Genomic DNA, 20,220 nt, shown 5'->3' with positions numbered 1-20,220 from the left:
ACGAAATGCTCCTGGAATTTCGACTCCAGCGCGGTTTCGATCTTCTCGATCCGGGTGACCGTGTCCTCGATCTCGCGGCGGTGATCACGATTGAGCAGCGCCATGCGGGCGCCGGTTCCGGCCGCGTTGCCCACAGCCTTGACCTTGTCCAGGTCGCAATCGGGCACCAACCCGAGCACGAGGGCATATTTGGGATCGATGAAGGAGCCAAAGGCACCGGCGAGGCCGATACGGTCGACATGATCGATGCCCTGCTTGTCCATCAGCAGTTTGACCCCGGCATAAAGCGCGGCCTTGGCCAACTGAATGGCGCGGACATCGGTTTGCGTCACCATCAGCCTGGGTTCGCCATCCTTGAGCAGGTAGGCGAAGGTGCGGCCGGTGCTGATGACGCGGGGGCTTTGCGCCGCCAGATCGCCGTTGATGACGCCGTCTTCGGTGATGATGCCGGCGAGGTACATCTCGGCGATGATCTCAATGATGCCGGAGCCGCAGACGCCGGTAACGCCGACTTTTGCCGCAGCCTCGTCAAAGCCGGGTTCATCGGACCAGGGGTCTATGCCGATGACCCGGTAGCGCGGCTCGAAGGTGACCGGATCGATGCGTATGCGCTCAATGGCACCGGGTGCCGCACGCTGGCCGCAGGAGATCTCCGCACCCTCGAAGGCCGGGCCCGTTGGCGATGAGGCGGCGACCGTGCGGGTGGAATTGCCGAGCACGATTTCGGCGTTGGTGCCGACATCGACCAGCAGCATCATCTCGTCCTGACGATGCGGGCCTTCGGTGAGTGTCGCCGCAGCCGCATCGGCGCCGACATGGCCAGCGATGCAGGGCAACATGTAGACCCGGGCGCCCGGGTTGAGCGGAATGTCGATCTCGGACGATTTGATGTTGACCGCACCGGAGACCGCGAGCGCGAAGGGCGCGCCGCCGAGTTCGGTCGGATCAATGCCGAGGAACAGATGGTGCATGATCGGATTGCCGACAAATACCGCGTCGAGAATGTCGGTCCGCTCGATCTCGCCTTGCTTGCAGACATTGTCGATCAGGCCATTGAGGGCTTCGCGCACGGCCGTTGTCATGCCTTCGCGGCCTTCGGGGTTCATCATCACGTAGGAGACCCGGCTCATCAGATCCTCGCCGAAGCGGATCTGCGGGTTGGATGTGCCGGAGGACGCCAGTGTACGGCCCGATAGGAGCGAAGACAGGTGCATGGCGATGGTGGTGGAGCCGATGTCGCAGGCGATGCCGTAGGCCTCGTTTTTCAGCCCCGGGTAAAGCGCCACCAGTGTCGCTTGTCCCCCCTGCACCGGTTCATGCACCGCTGCGGTGACCTTCCAGTCACCCTTGCGCAAAATCTTCTGCACCTGGCCAAGCAGGTAGGTGTCGATCTGCAGGTTCTTGAATCCCCAGTCGGCCTCGATTGCGATCAGCAACCGGTCAAGATCGCCGAGCGGCTTGTGCATGTCAGGCTCTTCGATCTCGACGTAGCACATCTGGATAGCGGGATTGCGTTCGATGACGCGGCCATCGGAATCCTTGCGCACCACCTGCGCGTTGACCACCGTGTCCTGCGGAATATCAACGACCAGATCGCCAAGGATCCTGGCTGTGCAGGACAATCTTCGTCCTGGCTTCAGGTCGCGTTTTTCGGCGTAACGCACTTCATTGCCGCCAAACGGCGTAATGTGCTCGTTGGACGAGGTGATGCCGTGCTTGGCGAAGACGCCTTCCTGCACCTCGACCTGACAGCGCCCGCAAATGCCGCGACCGCCACAAACGCTCTCGACATGGACGCCCAGTTGCCGCGCGGCTTCGAGCACCGGAGTGTCCGTGGGGAAGCGGCCACGCTTGCCCGACGGCATGAACAGGACAAGATGGTCGCTCATGGCTGTGTCATGCTCCTCCGGACCGGCCTGCACGTCCGCCGCGACGGCGGCCACCGCCGCCTTCGCCCGAGGAAACCGCTGACTGCGGAGCAGGCACAGAGCCGGCGACAGCCGGCTGGTAGTCCTTGTAGGTCTTGATCCAGTTCATGCAGTTGGGGTCGGTGCCGTTGAGCACATTGGCGGCGTGCACGGCCTCCATTTCCTGCGGACGGCAGGGGTTCATGATCGCCGAGGTCATGCCCGCGCCGATCACCATGGGGATGAAGCCGGCGTTGATGCCGTGACGGTGCGGAATGCCGAAGGAGATGTTGGACAGGCCGCAGGTGGTGTTGACCTTGAGCTCATGACGCAGCCGGTGCAGCAGCGCAAAGACCTGGCGGCCTGCGTCACCGAGCGCGCCAATCGGCATGACCAGCGGATCGACCACCACGTCATGGGCGGGAATGCCGAAATCGGCGCAGCGTTCGACGATCTTCTTGGCAACCGCGAAGCGCACGTCGGGGTCCATGGAAATGCCGGTCTCGTCGTTGGAAATGGCCACCACCGGCACGTCGTATTTCTTGATCAGCGGCAGGATGGCTTCGAGTTTTTCTTCCTCGCCGGTGACCGAATTGACCAGCGGCCGGCCCTTGGCAACCTTGAGCGCGGCTTCGATTGCCGCAGTCACCGAGCTGTCGATGGACAGCGGCACATCAACCAGGTTCTGAACAATTTCAAGGGTCTGCACCAGCAAACCCGGCTCGGTTTCATTGGGATTGACCGAAGTAACGCCCGCGTTGACGTCAAGCATTGTGGCGCCGGCGGCGACCTGCGCCAGTGCGTCCCTGATGACGGTTTCGAAATTTCCTTCGATCATTTCAGCGGCGAGCTTCTTGCGTCCGGTCGGATTGATACGCTCGCCGATGACGCAGAAGGGCTGATCGAAGCCAATGATGACTTCGCGGGTGGCGGAGGCGACGATAGTCCGGGTCATGTTCGATCCTTGCAGAGAAGACATAAAGATTTGTTTATATCGTTATAGATTTTCCACGTGCGATGCAAGCCTCCGGGGTCACTCGCCGGTGTCGGCGTCACCCACCGCGCCAGCGAGTTCATGCGGCATTTGCTTGGGTTCATCGAGGATTTCCTCCATGCGGGCGGCAATCATTTCGTCAACTGCATTGGGTTCCTTGCGCCATGGCCTGCGGCCTTTGAGGACACCTGATTCGTGGACGATTTCGGCGACGAACTCTTCCTGCCGGTACGCCATTACATGAATGCCCGAGACGCCGTCGATTTCCTTGACCTCGTTGATGATGTCGATGCAGAGCTGCTTGCCTTCCTTCTTCTGATCCTCTGCGCCTTCGAGTCGCTTGATGATCGCGTCCGGGATGTGCACGCCCGGGACATTGGAGCGCATCCATTTGGCGGTTCGCGCCGAGGCCAGCGGACCGACGCCGCACAGGATGAAGCATTCCTTGTCCAGACCCATGTCGCGCACCTGCTGCATGTATTTTCGGAACATGGGCACGTCGTAGCAATACTGGCTTTGAACAAACTGGGCGCCGGCGGCGATCTTCTTGGCCAGCCGGTGCGGGCGGAAATCATGCGGCGGGGCGAATGGGTTGATGGCGGCGCCGAGAAACACGGTGGGCGGGCTGGTCAGCTTGCGGCCTGACAGGAATTTCGAATTGTCGCGCATGATCCGGATGGCTTCGAGAAGCGACATGCAATCGAGATCGAAGACCGGCTTGGCGCCGGGCTGGTCGCCTGCCTGAACGCCGTCGCCGGTGAGGCACAAGATGTTCTGCACCCCCATCGCCGAGGCGCCGAGCACGTCTCCCTGGATGGCTATCCGGTTCTTGTCGCGGCAGGAAATCTGCATGATCGGGGCATAGCCCATCCGGGTCAGCAGGGCACAGATGCCAACCGATGACATGTGGGCGTTGGCGCCCGATGCATCGACGGCGTTGATGCCGTCGACCCAGCCGTCGAAGATGGCGGCGCGTTCATAGACATCGTGGGCATTGGCGCTGTCGGGCGGGTTGAGCTCGGCGGTGACGGCGAATTCGCCGCGGCGCAGAATTCGCTCCAGTCGTCCCAGCGAGGAATGGCCGGGCAGCGGTTCGAGCAGGGCGCTGGGATCAAGCGGATTGGTGTCGTCCTGGCTCATTGCGCGGCTCTCGAGTCAGCGGTCGCTTCACGGTTGGCAGCGACAGCGGCGGTGACCCGCAGCCAGGATGAGGTTTCACGCAGCGACTGATCCACCGGTCTTTGCACACCGAGAATGTTGTCGCGACCGTTCATCTGTTGCGCGCCGGTCCAGGCCTGCACCCAGACGCAGGGCATATCGGGTTCGACTTCACAATGGCCATTGGCGCGGACGCCGCCGCAGGGACCGTTGCGCAATTGCTTGGGGCAGTTCATCGGGCAGGACATGCCGGTGGACGAGAGCACGCACTGGCCGCACATGCGGCAGTCGAAAAGGAAGCCCTTGACGTGTTTCTCGACGAATTTGACCGGTCCCTCGGCGCGCTGGTATCCCACGGTCTTCCACAACGGATGTAGCGCCAGAAAGGCGTCGGCGAAGCGTGCGTAAAACCACTCGAGCGAGCGTGCGTGACGCACCGACCACAGGCGGATGGCGAAGCGGCGCGCGCTCCGGCCGGTGGCCGAAACGCGTGATGGCTTGTAGGCCGTTTTTGTCGCGGCCTTCTTGTTGAGGCTTGCCTGTGTCGGTTTCGTCGGTTCGTCAGCCATGGCTCTCCCTGCCTCCGCCCTTGACCAGTGCCACCAGGCGTTCCTTGTCGTAGGCTGTTTCAAGCTCGACCGTGGCCCTGTCGGCCTCGGCTTCAAGATCGTCGGAAACTTCCACAGGGTCGGCGCGCCGCCATTCGGCAAGATAGTCACCGGTTTCGGCGGCACCGGTCCGCATGGCGCACATATCGATCGCTTCGGTGAACCGGAGAGACAGCTCCCGCTTGGCGGTGGCGCGTCCCTTCTTGATGATCACCTGGGCGGGAATGTCACGCCAGTAGACGATGATGCGGTTGGCCATGTTGGTCTCCTTGTTGGTTACAATGCGCATGGGGATTTTTGGCCGCTTCGCTAACGACGACGTGCGGCGCATCAAAAACGACCTGAATCATGACGGAGGTAATCCGGATGACAAACGTGGTCAAATCCGGGCGGGCGAACGCCTACCAGACGCCCTTGACCAGTCCGGTTTTAAGATAGGTCCAGATCGGCGGATGGAACCGCTGCACGGAGGGCAGCAGGCTTGATTCAGGTCTGAGCGTCCCGCTCAGGCCCTGTTCCACGGCGCTGACGACCATCTCGCGGGAGCCTGCGGCCATGGCAAGTGAATCGGTCAGCAGGGATTCGCGCGGATCGGGCTTGAGAAAGGCCTGAGTCACGATGTCGCCGGTATCGACGCCTGCGTCGACCAGATGCACGGTGGCGCCATAGTTTTCATGGTCGCCGGTGCCGCGTGCCCACCAGCCGCCAGCCAATCCGCGATATTTTGGATTGATCCCGGAATGGTAGTTGAGCACCGGGCAGGGGATCGCCGCCAGTGTCGCCTTCGACAGCATCCGGCATCCGGCGAGGAAAACCAGATCCGGCTTGCGCGTGGCAATCAGATCCAGGCAATCGGCACCATTGGCGGAAGACACGGATATCACCGGCAGCCCGGGGAGCGGTTCGGTGATCAGGTCGTGGGCTGCGACGATCTCGTCCGTGCGCGCCTGGGCAAGGCGTTTTCCAAAGCGTGACACTGCCATGGTGAAAAACTGCCCGGCGGTCTGAACCCAGCCAACCTTGCGGGCGCGGCGTTTCAGAAAGACGCTCTTTGATTCGGAGCTCTCCAGCAGCACTTCGGTACCGGAAAAGCGCATAGCCAGGGCGTTGACGATAACCCAGGCATAGGCGCCACCAGCGGTGATCACGAGGATTTTCGGTGTCTTGGTCATGCGGTTTCCATCGGAACAAAAGCATGACGCTAACATGGTCTTGGTTAAGAACCGACTACGCCAGGCGCCAGGTTTTTGTGAACAGACGAAAGTCGCGATGGTTTCAGCAGCAGCGCCGGAAGATCAGCCCGCCGGGCGACGGTTGTTGTCCAATTCCGGACCACGTGGGGGTGTCATCGAAGGGAATGAGGTACTTTCTCAAACACTGGCAGATCCTGCGGCTCTCTGGGGTTCGGTCATTTCAAGGCGCGAACCGGTATCTGGTAGCAGAGCACCGCATGTAACCAGATCAGAACAGGCGGATCAGCACTGCCCCGGTGAATGCGAGCACCAGCCCGGCCACCACGATGGAGACGATTCCGGCCATAACACCCAATGCAAGACAATTGCCGTCGCGTTCGGTGTGGGCCACGCCGAGAATGGCGACGGCAAAAGCCGGCAACCAGTTGCCAAAGGGAATCGGCAACACGCAGGTGATCGACAGGAGCAGCGAAAACACCCCGAACAGACGTTCGCGGATCGGGCCGTCAAGCGGCCAGTTGCGGGGGCGCACCCAGGTTTCGGCATTGCGCAGCCAGGGCGAGACCCGTGTAACCATACGCTGGAACGTGGCCCGGTCGACGGTGTAGTTGGCGAGCGTCCTGGGCAACCATACCTTCTGGTAGCCAATGACCATCTGCCAGGCGACGAACACCATCGGTAGCCCCAGAACCATGGTGGCGCCCGGTGGCAGGGGGATGAGATTGGGCAGTGCAAAGACCAGCAGGAAGGCGCCGAACGAGCGGTCGTTCAGCGCATTGGCGATCTCACCCATGCTGACGCGCTCACCTGCTTCGCGTGCCAGCCGCTCTAGCAGATCCGACAGCTTTTCAGGGGGTCTGTGTTCGCTTGCGGCGATGGAGGGAACTGGCGATACAGCGGTTTGCGCACTCACGGACAATACTCTTGATTTCGATCTCGCTACATCTAAGCACGGATTGCTTAAAAAATATGGCAACGAGTGAAAAAATACAGGGGCAGGTCGCACGGAGGGAAGGCCCGGCTTTGAAATTCAAAGCTGTGCGAGGGCTCCGGTCAGGTCGCCGTAGCCGGTGCGGCGCAGTTCAAAACGAAGCCCGAGACGCCTCGCCGCCGCGCGGGCCTTTTCCTCAAGCTCCGGATCGTCGGTCTGGGCGAGATACAGCGCCCGCTCGTAATGGCCGAAATAAGTATCGCGCAATTCTGGAAAGCGGTCGAGACCGAGTGGCCGAATCAGAAAGGCCTCGAAATGCCGGGCGAGAAAATCGGTGATGAAGAACGTCGTCATCATGTCGTCGCCCGCGGCCTCGAAAGCGGCATTGCCCATGTAGAATGAAAAGCAGTGCGGCCCTTCAATCCGTTCGACTCCGTGGGCGGCGCAGACCTTGTCGAGCTCGCCGCCGGTGCCACAATCCGCATAGCCGATGAAAATGTGCTCGTAGCCTTCTTCGCGGGCCTTGCGAATGGCTTGATCGACAGCAGGCGCGATACGATCAGGATAGTGGTGGTAATTGGCATCGATGCATTTGAGATCGATATGGTCATGGCCGAGTTGCGCATTCACGGCCAGAACTTCGCGCGCGATCATTCCGCAAGCGATGACGCGGACTCTTTTTCCGATTCGTTCTGGTTGATTCTCGGACATTGACATCAAATGGCCTTGTCTGCGGTGAAGGGTCAACCGGCGCGGATCTCAACGCAAAAGGTAAAGACCAATGAACCTCACCAAGATTTCCATTGTCCTGTTGCTCGCAATGACGCTTGCATCCTGTGCGAACACTATTCGCGGCGTAGGCCGTGACGTCAATCAGTCAGTTGATGCGGTCCAAGACTCGATCAACTGACGCACAGGCACACGAATGGTTCCATTTGAGTGCCTGTGCCATACAGCATTTGCGCGTCCAGCAGCGACATGTGCGCTTCCGAGCGGATGCGCGCCCGCTGTTGCTGAGAGCTGGTCTCAGGCTCCGGCGAGACGATTGTGGCGGCGCTTGATCAGTTCCTTGGCGGTCTCGACCGCAACGGCTGCATCCCGGCAATAGGCATCGGCGCCCACGGCCTTGCCGAATTCCTCATTGAGCGGCGCACCGCCGACGAGCACGATGAAGTCGTCGCGGATGCCCTTTTCCTTCATGGTGTCGATAACGACCTTCATGTAGGGCATGGTGGTGGTCAGCAGCGCAGACATGCCCAGAATATCGGGCTGCTCGCGCTCGATCGCCTCGAGATATCTTTCAACCGAGTTGTTGATGCCGAGGTCGATGACGTCAAAACCGGCGCCTTCCATCATCATGCCGACGAGGTTCTTGCCGATGTCGTGAATGTCGCCCTTGACGGTGCCGACGACCATCTTGCCGAGTTTCGGCGCGCCGGTTTCGATCAGCAGCGGTCGCAGGATGAACATGCCGGCCTTCATGGCATTGGCGCTCATCAGCACTTCGGGAACGAACAGGATGCCGTCGCGGAAATCCTCACCAACGATTCGCATGCCCTCGACCAGTGCCTCGGTGAGCAAATCATACGGTGTCCAGCCGCGGCTGAGAAGAATGTTGGTACCTTCCTCGATCTCTTCCTTGAGCCCGTCATACAGATCGTCATGCATCTGTTGGACAAGTTCATCATCGGAGAGTTCGGAAAGAATGATTTCGTCGTCAGACATCGGTATCTCCCTAAAATGCACTTGTCCGGCGGTTTGGCGCGCCAGATCCCACTTGCATAGCGATATAGTCGATTGTTTGCAAAAAGTTCCTTGAAAGCGACGTGTATGTCGGAAAAAGCGACGGCGTGACTTTTCTGCAATATTCCTTGAGCGCCAAGGCTTGGCGCTCAGAGGAATGTGCGGCGGATTGTTTTGGCTAGCATGACCGGATCGGCGCGATCGTGCGCCATTCGAGATCATGCAGGCTTCAAATGGCTCACCCAGAAACACTTTCCACCACTGACTTGGCTCAAGAGGCAGCGCCCGAAGCCGCCGCAGGACGGCGCGGCAAAGGCGCCGCGGCGCGGCGCGCGCTCAGATCGGGCGGCGGACCGGGTCTGTCACTGCCGTTCATCACGCGCAAACTGGGCGTCTACGAGGTGCTGGACGACGAAGGCTTGAGCCTGATCGAGCACAATGCCGACACAGTGCTTGAGGAAATCGGCATCGAATTTCGCGATGACGCGGAGGCGCTCGCTTTGTGGCGGGAAGCCGGCGCAGATGTGAAGGGTGAACGGGTGCGGTTCCCGCGGGGGCTTTGCCGGGAAATTTTGAAGACAGCACCGGAAGTCTTTACCCAGCATGCCCGTAATCCTGCGCGCTCGGTGCAGATTGGTGGCAACGCCACCGTGTTCGCGCCGGTCTACGGACCGCCATTCGTCCGCGATCTCGATGGCGAGCGGCGCTATGCGACGATCGAGGATTTCCGCAATTTCGTCAAACTGACCTATATGGCGCCGTCTCTGCACCATTCCGGCGGCACTGTATGCGAACCCGTCGACGTGCCGGTCAACAAGCGGCATTTCGACATGGTCTACAGCCACATGAAATACAGCGACAAGCCGTTCATGGGCTCGGTGACGGCGCCGGAACGGGCCGAAGACACGATCGAGATGTGCAAGATCCTGTTTGGGGCCGACTTCGTTGACCAGAACTGCGTGACGCTCAACCTGATCAACGCCAATTCGCCGATGGTGTTCGATGAAACCATGCTGGGCGCACTCAAGGTCTATGCGCGCAACAATCAGGCCTGCGTGGTCTCGCCGTTCATTCTGGCCGGCGCGATGAGCCCGGTGACGGTAGCAGGCACGCTGGCGCAGATTCTCGCCGAAGTGCTGGCCGGCGCCGCATTCACCCAGCTTGTGCGTCCGGGCGCTCCGGTGTTGTTTGGCACGTTCGCCGCCTCGATCTCGATGCAGTCCGGTGCGCCGACCTTCGGCACCCCTGAGCCCGCACTGGTCTCCTATGGCGCGGCACAGCTGGCGCGGCGGCTGAAAATTCCGTTCCGCACCGGCGGATCGCTCTGCGGCTCCAAGGTGCCCGATGCGCAGGCCGCGCACGAGAGCGCCTCGACATTGAACATGACGCTGCTGGCAGGCACCAATTTCGCGCTGCATTCAGCCGGGTGGCTGGAGGGCGGTCTGGTCAGTTCCTATGAAAAGTTCATGATCGACATTGACCAGCTTGGCATGCAGCAACGCTTTGCCGAGGGAATCGACCTGTCGGAAACCGGTCAGGCGCTGGACGCCATCGCCGAAGTCGGGCCGGGCAGCCACTATCTCGGTTGCGCCCATACCCAGGCGAATTTCCAGCAGGCGTTTTATCGCTCGTCGCTGGCCGACAACAATTCCTATGAGCAATGGCTGGCGGAAGGCGAAAAGCGCATCGAGGAGCGTGCGCGGATGCTCTGCAGGTCGTGGCTCGACAGCTATGTCGCGCCGGATCTCGACCCGGCAATCGATGCGGCGTTGCTCGAATACATGGCCATGCGCAAGGATTCGATGCCGGACGCCTTCACCTGAACACAGCCCGATAAAGCCAGGGAGACAGGCGGTCAGGAAAAAGTTGCAGGCCTCATTCACAAGGAGGTCTGGCGTTCGGCGTTCCGAAATGACGGGCCCGGTGGCGACCGCCGATGAGCCGGGGCAGCGGCCTTGCCGTGCTTGACGCGGCGCTGGCGAAGCACGGGCTTTGCCGCCGGGGCAGGCTTGTTGCCGGTGATGCTGCGGTTGCCATGCCCTCAAACGGCGGAGCGGTCTCGTTCATCTGCCTTGTAGGCCATGCCGGCGGCGGCTTCTGGCCAGTCTTCGAGGCCTGGCGCAAAGCGCATCGCGATGTGGAGGATCCGCTTGATCGCTGGTCAGAAGCGGTGATCAGGCCGCTGGCTGAGGCTGCCGGCGGCGAAGCGGTGTTCCCTTCCGACCGGCCCTGGCATCCGTTCCAACAGTGGGCGATGTTGGCTGAGGGATTGAAACCCTCGCCGCTGGGGATGCTCATTCATCCCGAATATGGTCTCTGGCACGGGTATCGCGGTGCGATCCTGTTTGGGCCGGAGGCACGGGTGAGGCTGCTGGACCCGACTGTTGCCGCCAGCCAGGACGGGGAATCTGACGTTTCCCTGATCCATCCTTGCGATGCCTGCCCGGACAGGCCCTGCATGACGGTCTGTCCGGTCAAAGCGTTTGGGCCGGCGGGGTTCACTGTCGATGCCTGCCGTACTCATCTCAAGACCGATGACGGCCGGCAAGGTTGCATGAGTTCGGGATGTCTGGCGCGTGATGCCTGTCCGGTCGGGCGGGAGCATCGCTACAGTGGGGCGCAGGTCGGGTTTCACATGGCGGGGTTCGGATAGCAGGTGCAGGATCGGCTTGTTGAATGGATGCAGGAGCAAGTGTGAGGGAATTTCTGCTCTGGGTGGAGTGGACCTGATCTTCGGCCCTGGCCATGATGCCGGGGCGGATTGATGGCCTGCATCGATGCACGCCACAGTCTTTTCCGTGTTGATTTCGCGGGAAATCTCTTCGGGGAGATTGCTCTGGCCGAGGGCCTGGGGTGCCGTTGAAAAGACCACCTTGCCGATAATGATCAAATTGCTTTGAGAATGACTCCCGGTATTTGGAGGTTCCTCATTGCTTAACCTATTTCCAAGTGGTTTCTAGCCATGAAAAGGAGATCCGGTTTTATGATCGGAGTCCGGTTTGCTTTACAGAGAAATGTTGATCAAATAGCGACGTGATGGACGTTGGTATCTCCACCGGTTAATCACTGCTAGCGGCAACTTCAATCCAGCGGGGACCTGCGGAAAATTTATTTGGCCGGCAACCCAAGGATTGCCGGAATTTTATCGTCAAAGATTCAATGACGGAGACCCTTGCCTGCATGGAATCGAGCACCGGCATAGAAGAACCGGCGGATCAGGAACTGGCCGAACGGGCGTCTATTGGCGATCGCGACGCCTTTTCCATGCTTGTCGAGCGTCACTATGCCTTCATTCATCGTGTAGCATGGAAATGGTGCCGTGACCGCTCCGCAGCTGAGGACATTGCGCAGAATGTCTGTCTGAGACTTGGATTTGCGATCCGTAGCTGGCGCAACGAGAGCGCGTTCAAGACGTGGCTTTACCGTATCACGATCAATGCAGCCCATGATCACGCCCGGTTCATTGCCCGCGAGATGCGCAAAGAACAGGCCTTGGCGGTCCACGCGTCGGCTATCGGCGAGGAAAGCGTGGCTTATCAGCCAAGCCATGGCGACTACATATGGGATGCGGTTCGCACTCTGCCGGACAAGCAACGCGATGCCATGCTTCTGGTTTACGGCGAGGAATTGAACCACGCCGATGCTGCCGCCGTGATGGGCTGCGCGGAATCCACGGTTTCCTATCATCTGCACACTGCGCGCAAGCAGTTGAAAACCCTTCTGGGCAAGTCCGGAGAAGAGCAATGATCGAGGATGATCTCAAAAGACTGGCGCGCAGCGCACCGCCTCCGCTGGAAGATGCAAAGCGCAAGGCGCTCGATGCTGCGCTTCACGCCTTTGACAAGTCAGGGCCAGAAAAACAACGCGCTACCCAAGGATCGCCTGCCGAGGGACGTCTTACCCATATCGCATCCTCGATATGGAGTGGACTGATGAAACAACGATATCTAGCGGGCTCGGCGCTTGCCACATTGCTGATCCTGCCGGCGGCGGCCTTTATGACCTGGCAGATTGTCCAGGACCACAATGGATGGCAGCCGAATATGCTGACGCCTTTGGAGATGGGCAAATCCGCAGACCACGAAACAGCGGTGGAAAGCCCATCGACGCGTGTTCGGCAACAAGAGGACGTGGATCAGGCGGCATCGGAGCCGATGCCGCAAGTGGCTGTGTCGCCTGTGGCGAAGCCGTCCCGGAACATGGACGGCTTGATGTCTCCACGCTCAACGGGTCGGTCTGCGGGCGAACTTGCGCAACAGGAGCTGTCAGGTCACATCACCGGGCAGTCTTTTCGTGATGCGGACAAGCCGTATGTCTCACCGTTGACGGAGACCGAGTGGAACCGGGTTGAGAGTTATGACAGCAACGGCGTCAAGTCTGTGGCCGAATACCCGGTTTCCACATTCTCCGCCGATGTCGACACTGCGTCTTACGCAATGGTGCGCCGGGCGCTGAAACAAGGCGCCATGCCTGATCCAAGTACGGTTCGGGTCGAGGAGATGGTCAATTATTTCAACTATGATTACCCGGCTCCCGAAACTGCGGAGACACCATTCCTCGCGACGGTGACTGTCACGCCAACACCGTGGAACGCCGAAACAAAGCTGCTGCATATCGGGGTGAAGGGCTACGATCTCAAGCCCGCAGCTCGGCCCCATGCCAATCTGGTCCTGCTTGTCGATGTGTCCGGATCGATGCAGGAAGCCGACAAGCTGCCTTTGCTGAAATCGGCGTTCCGGCTTCTGATCCAGAAGCTCGAACCGGAGGACACTGTCGCAATCGTCACCTATGCAGGCGATGCGGGAACGGTGCTGGAGCCGACGCCGGTCTCGGACAAGGCCAAGATCCTTGATGCGCTGGATGACTTGCGCCCAGGCGGATCGACGGCAGGGGCTGCGGGACTTGAGGAAGCGTACAGGCTGGCTGAAAAAAGCTCGGTCAAGGGCGGGATCAATCGCGTGCTGCTGGCCACCGATGGCGACTTCAATGTCGGACCCAGTGATGATGACGCACTGCAGGCGATGATCGAGAGCAAGCGCAAGAGTGGCGTGTTCCTGTCGATTTTTGGCTTCGGTCAGGGCAATTACAATGACCAGTTGATGCAGGTGCTTGCACAGAATGGCAACGGCGTCGCTGCCTATATCGACACGTTGTCTGAAGCTGAAAAGACGCTCGTGCAGGAAGCTTCGGCGTCGCTGTTTCCGATCGCTTCGGATGTGAAGTTTCAGATCGAATTCAATCCCGACATGATCGCCGAATACCGCCAGATCGGTTTCGAGACGCGCGCGCTCAATCGCGAGGATTTCAACAATGACCGGGTGGATGCCGGAGAGATCGGGTCCGGTCATACGGTTACGGTGATCTATGAAATCACCCCGGTCGGAAGCCCGGCGGTGCTGAACAGTGAATTGCGCTATGGCGAGCCGAAGCCTCCTGCGTCTGTCTCGGGGGCGGAGCCCGGGTACGGCGATGAGTATGCCTTTCTCAAGATACGGGCAAAGGCCCCGGGCGAGACGCAAAGCAAGCTCACGGAAATCCCGGTGACCGCGGAGAACGAAGTCAGCAGCTTCAGCGCGGCTTCGGAGGACGTTCGCTTTTCGATTGCGGTTGCGGCATTCGGGCAAAAATTGCGCAGGACCGCTCAGGTCTCGTCCTATGCTTTCGATGCCATCGAGAAAATCGCCTCCGATGCGCGCGGTGACGATCCTTACGGCTACCGCTCCGAGTTTCTCCAACTGCTGCGGCTGGCTGCAGGGCTGGACCGCTAACCCGTCAGATCGCCGAGCGCATTGATTGCGCTCCACGACGGCCGGTGTCCCGAAAATGCCAGCCGAAGTCAATCGAACGTAATGGTCCACACTGTTTGATGACGCGATTTTCGCAAATTAAAATTCTTTAAATTCAATTGGATAGAGTTCCGCCTAGTGATAATTCAACCATGGCATCTTTCAAAAGATATATCTTTACCTAGATAATACTGCATAAAGAGTTATTGAAATACAGAAAGGACTCCAACCATGTTTGGAATGCACAAACACAGATGTCACAGCGATGCCCGCCATTTTTCCGGTCCTGAGGGGCCGGGTGGACGAGGTGCTGGTCGTGGCGGCCCGTTTGGCCGTCATCGTGGCGGACCATTTGGCGGCGGTGGCAAGCGCATGTTCGACGCCGGCGCGCTGCGGCTGGTGGTTCTCGGCCTGATCGCCGAGCAGCCGCGCCACGGCTATGACATCATCAAGGCGCTGGAAGCCCGTTTCCAGGGAGCCTACAGCCCAAGTCCCGGCGCGATTTACCCGATGCTGCAGATGCTGGAGGAAGCCGATCTGGTGTCTTCCCAGATGCAGGGCGCCAAGAAACTCTTTTCGATCACCGAAGAGGGGCAGGCCTATCTTGAAGAAAACCGCGTCGATCTTGACCGGATCAATGCGCAGATCGACGAGGCATCGGAAGAAATCCAGGGCGTGTCGCTGGGGGCCGAGTTCCGCGCCTTGCGCAAAACGCTGTTCCGTCAGGTACGAAACGGCGGGTTGTCCGCCGGGCAGGCGCAACAAGCCCTGGAAATCCTGAAAAAAGCCCGCGGCGACATCGAAGCCTTGGAAGATCAAGACGGCCGCGGCTGAGCTGATCAGCTCCGTATGTCATGCCAGGACAAGCCAAAGGCCGGCGCTGATGCTCCGGCCTTTTTTGCTGTCTTGAATTGTGGTTTGGCTCAGCTGCGGCGGCCGCGGCGCTCGCGGGTCGGGGCAGGGGTGTTGGCTGCAACCGTATTGCGCATCGGCCCGATGCGCTCGACGATGGTTTCCACCGTCGGGCGCTGCGCCTTGATGTGGTTGTCGACGGCTTCGCGCATGGCGGCAAGGTGGTCGCAGGAGGTGCCGCAGCAACCGCCGATGATGCGCGCGCCGCTGTCGATGGCAAGCCGGGCGTAATCGGCCATCAGCGGCGGCGTGCCGGAGTAATGGATCTCGGCGCCGCGGAATTCGGGAATGCCGCAATTGCCCTTGACGATAACGACCGCATCCGGATCTGCGCCGGTCATGTCGAGCAGCGATGACAGGATGTCGGAAGCGCCGACACCGCAGTTGGCGCCGACTGCAAACGGGCCGTCGCCGATGTCCTTGGCAAGCGAATGGATATCGCGCGGATGCACGCCCATCATGGTCTTGCCGGCGGTGTCGAAGGAGCCGGTGTAGACATAGGGCAGATCGTGGCGCACCGCGGCTGCAGCGGCAGCGCGGATTTCGTCGGTGGCCGACATGGTCTCGATCCAGACGACATCAATGCCGCCGGCCTTGAGGCCCTCGATCTGTTCGGCAAAGGATTCAACGGCTGCCTCATAGGTCATGGCGCCGAGCGGAACCAGCAGATCGCCTGTCGGACCGACGGAACCGCCGACGATGACCTTGCGCGGTGCCTTGTCAGCAACGGCGCGGGCGATTTCAGCGGCCTTCTTGTTGAGCGCATGCACCCGCCCGTCGGCCTGGTGCAGCTTGAGCCGGTTGCGGGTGCCGCCAAAGGAGTTGGTCAGAATGATGTCTGATCCGGCATCGACAAAGTCCTGGTGCAGCTTGGTAATCTTCTCGGGTGCGGTTTCGAGCCACATTTCAGGCGCTTCGCCCGATTCAAGCCCCATGGCGAACAGGTTTGTCCCCGTTGCGCCGTCGGCGAGAAGGACGCCTTTTTCGGCAAGCAGATCGGCAAGCGGATTGGAAACGGGCATGGAGTTCTCCTGTTTAACTGGGAGTCGTATAAAGATGTCTTTATGTCTTTGCAAGGGATGCAGCGTTTGCGGAAGAAAAAACCCCGCGGACGATTGCGTCGCCCGCGGGGTTTGGTGTGTCAGTTGATCGCCCGGTTCTGTCCGGACCGGTGTCTGTCGGGACAGCGATCAGGCGTCGGCGGTTTCGTGATCGACAGGTGTCACCATGGCGGAAATCACGTCCTGAATATCAAGAATGCCGATTGGCTTTCCGGATTTGTCAATCACGTGTGCGATGGAGACATTGGCGTCGGTCATTTTCTTGGCTGCAACCTCGAGCACTGCGCCGGACTTTACCGGCATGCCCTGCGGTTCGCCCGAAAGCGGGGTCATGACCATGTCGACCGAAATGACCCGGCCGCGATTGACCTCGCGCACGAAGCTCGAAATGTACTCGTCGGCCGGACGAAGCACGATCTCCTGCTTTGTGCCCTGCTGGACCACTTCACCATCCCGCAGGATGGCGATGCGGTCGCCAAGACGCAATGCCTCGTCGAGGTCATGGGTGATGAAGACCACGGTCTTGCGGATTTCCTTCTGCAGGTCGAGAAGCACAGTCTGCATATCCATGCGAATGAGCGGATCAAGCGCCGAGAACGCTTCATCCATCAGCAGGATCGGCGCATCATTGGTCAGCGCGCGGGCAAGGCCCACACGCTGTTGCATGCCGCCCGACAGCTGGTTGGGGTAGTTATCCTCAAAGCCCTCGAGACCAACGCGTGTAATCCAGCGCCGCGCCTGCTTTTCCTGCTCTTCACGCGGTAATCCCTGGATTTCCAGGCCGTAGACCGCATTCTCGAGAACCGTCCGGTGCGGCAGAAGCGCGAACTTCTGGAACACCATCGCGGTCTTGTGACGACGGAATTCGCGAAGTTCGTTCTCGTTCATCTTGACGACGTCTTCGTCACCGACAATGACTTCGCCAGCGGTCGGATCGATCAACCGGTTGATATGACGGATCAGCGTGGACTTGCCGGAGCCCGACAGTCCCATGACAACCTGGATGCCGCCGCCAGGCATGTCGATGTTGATGTCCTTGAGACCGAGCACGTGATTGTGCTTGTCATTGAGCTCGGTCTTGGTCATGCCACCTTTGACGGCGTCGATATAGGCTTCGGGATCGGGTCCGAAAATCTTGTACAGATTACGGACACTAATCCCGATTTCAGCTGATTCCTCAACCATGGACCACCTCCAGATGCTTCTGCAACCGCTTGCCATAAGCCTGGCTGGTGCGGTCGAAGATGATGGCGATGCCGACAATGGCGAGGCCGTTGAAAATACCCAGCGTGAAGTACTGGTTCGAAATTGCCTTGAGCACGGGCAGGCCGAGACCCTGGACACCAATCATCGAGGCGACCACGACCATGGCGAGCGCCATCATGATGGTCTGGTTGACGCCGGCCATGATGGTGGGCAAGGCCAGCGGCATTTGCACATTCTTCAGCCGCTGCCAGTTGGAAGAGCCGAACGCGTCAGCCGCTTCAAGCACATCCTTGTCGACCAGGCGGATACCGAGGTTTGTCAGACGAATGATCGGCGGAATGGCATAGACCATCACGGCGATGAGGCCTGGAACGCGGCCAATGCCGAGCAGCATGACCACGGGGATGAGGTAGACGAAACTCGGCATCGTCTGCATCACATCGAGAACCGGATTGAGCACAGCCTGAATCCGGTTGGACCGACCCATGAGAATGCCAATGGGGATACCGACAATAATGGCGAGGATCGTCGCCACCACCGTCATCGCCACGGTCTTCATGGTGTCTTCCCACATGTCGAAATAGCCGATCAGCAGCAATGTGATCACGACACCGACGGTGATCTTGGCGCTGCGACTCGCAAACCATGCGATAATTGCGAAGCCAAGGATAACGAGGGGCCAGGGCGAACCGGTGAGCAGTTGCTCCACGCGGTACATGAACCATTGCACCGGATAGAGTGCCGCTTCAAACATGTCGCCATTGGCGCGGGTGAAATTGCGAAAACCGAGATCGATCGTCTTTTTCAAGGCAGTCAGTCGGTCGGTGTCCATGGCGGGAAATTCTAGAAGCCAATCCATATTCACGCTCCAAAATACGGGAAAATAGTGTCGGCTGATCGTCAGGCGACCAGCAAGTTATCGCTGCCATTAGCCAGACGAATGCGCATTGTAGCGCTTGCCCCCGGTCCCGGCTCCAGGTCGACGCGGTTTCTGTCACCCCGACCGCGCTTGTCTGGATAAAAATGTGGCGGACCCAAGCCCGCCACACTCAAAGCGATGTGTTACATCACTGCTTTCTTGATCTTTTCAGCCGCTTCGGGCGACACCCACTTCGTCCAGATGTCCTCGTTTTCCTTGAGGAAGTGACGAGCGCCGGCTTCACCGGTTGCCTGATTGTCGGCCATCCAAGCGAGCAAACCGTTCACAGTGGAGTTGGGCCAGCTGCGGCTTGCCAGGTAGTCATAGGCCGGGCCGGCACGCTTTTTGAAGTCGTCGGTGACAACCGTGTAGACTTCGGACTTGGACCAGGCGTTCTTCACAGGATCGGGGCAATCGGTGATCGATGTGCAACGGTCCCATTCTTCCTTGTTGTGCTCCACGCCATGGTCAAGCTTGACCATTTCGTACTTGCCGAGAATGGCGGTCGGAGCCCAGTAATAGCCGAGCCACGGCTTTTCGCTTTCGTAAGCCTTGGCGATCGAGCCGTCGAGGCCGGCAGCCGAACCGGTTTCAACCGTCACCCAACCTTTTTCTTCAGCGCCATAAGCCTTGAACAGGTTGGTGGTGATGATGCGGCAACCCCAGCCTTCAGGACAGTTGTAAACGCCGCCCTTGCCTTCATTTTCCATGCCAGGCGCCGGGAACAGTTCCGGGTGAGCCAGGGCATCGTCAATCGTCTTGATTTCGGGATGCTCGGCAGCAAGGTACTTCGGGATCCACCAGCCTTCGACGCCGCCATCGCTGAGCGATTCAGATGCGTAATGCAGCTTGCCTTCGGCAACCGCTGCATCGAGCAGGGTGCGGAGCGAGTTGATCCAGGCTTCCGGTGCGACATCCGGCTCCTGCTTTTCAACCATGGAGGTGAGTGTCGGCGTGGTGTCGCCGGCAACCAGTTCGGCTTCGCAGCCATAACCTTCGGACAGGATGACCTGGTCGATGTTGGCAAGAACTTCAGCCGAAGCCCAGTTCATGTTCGCAATTGTAACGCGTCCGCATTCTTCAGCGGATGCAGCGCCGGCAAAGCCCATAAGGCCAGCGGCGAGGACGGTGGAAGCGAGAAGCTTCTTCATATGCAAGACCTCCCAGTCTCGTTAAAGCAGTGGTTGTTCCGTTGTTCGGCATGCCCGGTCACTGCGTCTACCGGGTCCGATGGAATTGAAGGCAATTCGTCTCATGGTCATTGAAAACCATTTGCTGCGCCGGTTAGGACGCAAAGACGACATCATTTGGCGCAAATCCATCTTGCGGAACTCTGTCGCAATCCGGTGGCCAAATGAAATGCCTGCTTCTAGGGTAAGGACTTAGAGCCAGAAATCAACAGTCGCGCGGAGAAATCCTGCACAAGCAGCACCTTGATCTTCGGCGATCAAAATGGAATGCGCGCGATATGAATTAATTGCATGATTCATGAATGCTTAGGGTTTCAATAACTCTCCGGTAAGGATGTCCGGGTTAAAGGTAACTCACGGCGGGGGACAACCGCCCGACGATCCCGGAAAAGGTATTGCGTACCGGGGTCTCGCGAACCTCGTGCGTATTTTTGCGGGGACGCCAGGCGTATTTTTGGTAGGCCGTTCGAACCGCAAGGTCCGGACGGCCTTCGCATTTGGGCGTTGCTGTCGCTGCAAGCCGGACAAAAATACACAAAAAGGCCGGACGCTTGCACGTCCGGCCTGATCAATCTTCCACTTGTGCCGGGGCCGGCGCTTGTGCGCGTTTCA

18 protein-coding genes are annotated in these 20,220 nt (G+C 59.6%); 5 read left to right on the top strand and 13 right to left on the bottom strand.

The window, feature by feature from the left end:
* The 9 genes from ABJN75_RS22490 to ABJN75_RS22450 form a co-directional block, all read right to left on the bottom strand.
* The coding region (locus ABJN75_RS22490; RefSeq protein ID WP_348441863.1) for an ASKHA domain-containing protein at positions 1 to 1,889 on the bottom strand (1,889 nt) is incomplete at its 3' end.
* A 7-nt stretch (positions 1,890 to 1,896) separates the two neighbouring features.
* Positions 1,897 to 2,862, bottom strand: a complete 966-nt coding sequence (locus ABJN75_RS22485) for a methyltetrahydrofolate cobalamin methyltransferase (RefSeq protein ID WP_348441862.1) — start codon at positions 2,860 to 2,862, stop codon at positions 1,897 to 1,899.
* 78 nt (positions 2,863 to 2,940) lie between these two features.
* A complete protein-coding gene (locus ABJN75_RS22480) occupies positions 2,941 to 4,041 on the bottom strand; it encodes a methylenetetrahydrofolate reductase (RefSeq protein ID WP_348441861.1) in 1,101 nt (366 codons plus the stop codon).
* Positions 4,038 to 4,628, bottom strand: a complete 591-nt coding sequence (locus ABJN75_RS22475) for a methylenetetrahydrofolate reductase C-terminal domain-containing protein (protein ID WP_348441860.1) — start codon at positions 4,626 to 4,628, stop codon at positions 4,038 to 4,040. The genes ABJN75_RS22480 and ABJN75_RS22475 overlap by 4 nt, the downstream gene beginning before the upstream one ends.
* A complete protein-coding gene (locus ABJN75_RS22470; RefSeq protein WP_348441859.1) occupies positions 4,621 to 4,926 on the bottom strand; it encodes a virulence factor in 306 nt (101 codons plus the stop codon). Before ABJN75_RS22470 ends, ABJN75_RS22475 begins: the two co-directional genes overlap by 8 nt.
* A 142-nt stretch (positions 4,927 to 5,068) precedes the next feature.
* Positions 5,069 to 5,839, bottom strand: a complete 771-nt coding sequence (locus tag ABJN75_RS22465) for a formyl transferase (RefSeq protein WP_348441858.1) — start codon at positions 5,837 to 5,839, stop codon at positions 5,069 to 5,071.
* A gap of 289 nt (positions 5,840 to 6,128) precedes the next feature.
* Positions 6,129 to 6,773 carry an exopolysaccharide biosynthesis protein gene (locus ABJN75_RS22460; protein ID WP_348441857.1) on the bottom strand — a complete coding sequence of 215 codons (645 nt, stop codon included), beginning with the start codon at positions 6,771 to 6,773 and terminating at the stop codon, positions 6,129 to 6,131.
* A 117-nt stretch (positions 6,774 to 6,890) separates the two neighbouring features.
* Positions 6,891 to 7,508 carry a DUF1638 domain-containing protein gene (locus tag ABJN75_RS22455; protein WP_348441856.1) on the bottom strand — a complete coding sequence of 206 codons (618 nt, stop codon included), beginning with the start codon at positions 7,506 to 7,508 and terminating at the stop codon, positions 6,891 to 6,893.
* A 309-nt stretch (positions 7,509 to 7,817) separates the two neighbouring features.
* On the bottom strand, positions 7,818 to 8,516 hold the full coding sequence (locus ABJN75_RS22450; RefSeq protein WP_348441855.1) for a B12-binding domain-containing protein: 699 nt from the start codon (positions 8,514 to 8,516) through the stop codon (positions 7,818 to 7,820).
* A gap of 251 nt (positions 8,517 to 8,767) precedes the next feature.
* On the opposite strand from ABJN75_RS22450, the gene ABJN75_RS22445 reads away from it, so the two are divergent.
* From ABJN75_RS22445 to ABJN75_RS22425, 5 genes are all read left to right on the top strand, one after another.
* Positions 8,768 to 10,357 (top strand): trimethylamine methyltransferase family protein, encoded by a 1,590-nt coding sequence (locus tag ABJN75_RS22445; RefSeq protein ID WP_348441854.1) that lies wholly within the window; start codon positions 8,768 to 8,770, stop codon positions 10,355 to 10,357.
* 113 nt (positions 10,358 to 10,470) lie between these two features.
* Positions 10,471 to 11,187, top strand: a complete 717-nt coding sequence (locus ABJN75_RS22440; protein WP_348441853.1) for a ferredoxin — start codon at positions 10,471 to 10,473, stop codon at positions 11,185 to 11,187.
* A gap of 527 nt (positions 11,188 to 11,714) precedes the next feature.
* Positions 11,715 to 12,281 (top strand): RNA polymerase sigma factor, encoded by a 567-nt coding sequence (locus ABJN75_RS22435; RefSeq protein WP_348441852.1) that lies wholly within the window; start codon positions 11,715 to 11,717, stop codon positions 12,279 to 12,281.
* Positions 12,278 to 14,302, top strand: a complete 2,025-nt coding sequence (locus tag ABJN75_RS22430) for a VWA domain-containing protein (protein WP_348441851.1) — start codon at positions 12,278 to 12,280, stop codon at positions 14,300 to 14,302. The genes ABJN75_RS22435 and ABJN75_RS22430 overlap by 4 nt, the downstream gene beginning before the upstream one ends.
* Before the next feature lie 249 nt (positions 14,303 to 14,551).
* Entirely contained in the window at positions 14,552 to 15,154 is a 603-nt protein-coding gene (locus tag ABJN75_RS22425) for a PadR family transcriptional regulator (RefSeq protein WP_348441850.1), read from the top strand.
* 89 nt (positions 15,155 to 15,243) lie between these two features.
* Here ABJN75_RS22425 and bmt read toward each other — a convergent pair whose 3' ends face one another.
* The 4 genes from bmt to ABJN75_RS22405 form a co-directional block, all read right to left on the bottom strand.
* Positions 15,244 to 16,254, bottom strand: coding sequence for a betaine--homocysteine S-methyltransferase (gene bmt, locus ABJN75_RS22420; protein ID WP_348441849.1), 1,011 nt, complete (start codon positions 16,252 to 16,254; stop codon positions 15,244 to 15,246).
* A 168-nt stretch (positions 16,255 to 16,422) separates the two neighbouring features.
* The gene (locus ABJN75_RS22415; protein WP_348441848.1) at positions 16,423 to 17,478 is read right to left on the bottom strand and encodes a glycine betaine/L-proline ABC transporter ATP-binding protein; all 1,056 of its coding nucleotides are present in this window, start codon (positions 17,476 to 17,478) and stop codon (positions 16,423 to 16,425) included.
* A complete protein-coding gene (locus ABJN75_RS22410; protein ID WP_348441847.1) occupies positions 17,471 to 18,358 on the bottom strand; it encodes a proline/glycine betaine ABC transporter permease in 888 nt (295 codons plus the stop codon). Before ABJN75_RS22410 ends, ABJN75_RS22415 begins: the two co-directional genes overlap by 8 nt.
* Before the next feature lie 203 nt (positions 18,359 to 18,561).
* Positions 18,562 to 19,569, bottom strand: coding sequence for an ABC transporter substrate-binding protein (locus ABJN75_RS22405; protein WP_348441846.1), 1,008 nt, complete (start codon positions 19,567 to 19,569; stop codon positions 18,562 to 18,564).
* Positions 19,570 to 20,220: the final 651 nt, after the last annotated feature.

Source organism: Hoeflea sp. (assembly GCF_039975035.1).
Lineage (GTDB): Bacteria > Pseudomonadota > Alphaproteobacteria > Rhizobiales > Rhizobiaceae > Hoeflea.
This window is presented reverse-complemented; position numbering and strand designations above follow the sequence as displayed.